At 49.6% G+C, this 369-nt stretch carries 1 protein-coding gene; it reads left to right on the forward strand.

Annotated elements, in window-relative coordinates; all coding sequences use genetic code 11:
• A partial coding sequence (locus tag ACTHSP_RS22745; RefSeq protein ID WP_440347096.1) for a S24 family peptidase occupies window positions 1–246 on the forward strand: 246 nt, incomplete at its 5' end.
• Window positions 247–369 lie beyond the last annotated feature (123 nt).

Raw genomic sequence — 369 nt, forward strand, 5'->3', positions numbered from 1 at the left:
GAAGGCGTGCTGAATGATGGCGACACCATCCTCATCAACCACGGCCAAACCACGCCGCGCGACGGCCTCTATGTTTTGCGCCTCAACGAAAACCTTTTGGTCAAACGCCTGCAACTGATACCCGGCGGCATCGTCAACGTCATTTCTGCCAACGAAGCCTACCCTACTTTTGAAATCGACTTGAAAAACCCGACCGACGACGTCGCCATCATCGGCCGTGTCGAATGGTTTGGCAGAAGTATCTAAATCTGACATACTGGTCTTGAAATTTCTGCCATGCCCTCCATGTAAACTGGCAGACCCTGTCTGCACAAACTTGCCTTGACTAACGGTTTGCGCGACAATAGTAAAAATATTCATATAAAAGGA

It is taken from the genome of Neisseria sp. P0001.S005, assembly GCF_051963715.1.